We start from the raw sequence: 316 nt of genomic DNA, 5'->3' as shown, positions 1-316 counted from the left end.
GCCTTGCCAAGGCGAGGGTCGAGAGTTCGAATCTCTTCTTCCGCTCCATACGAAAACCGGCGCTGCTGATGCGGCGCTTTTATTTTTACAGAAGCTATTAGCCCCGTTTTAGCCCCGCAACTATGTATAGCCGAACCCCAGCCCATGGTTATACTTAGCCAAGCGAAAGAGCCAACGCCTCAAGACTAACATTTCTAAATCGCGAAGCTGGCCATACTAAATTCTTATTCTTGCAATAACCCGGTAAAGTTGATATAATTATGACTGCGCGAAATGCGCCAATTGGGGGCGGATGGCGAAGAGGCTAACGCTGTGG

The sequence above is a fragment of the Syntrophomonas sp. UBA5494 genome (assembly GCF_002426325.1).
Note: the sequence above shows the minus strand (reverse complement) of the source record.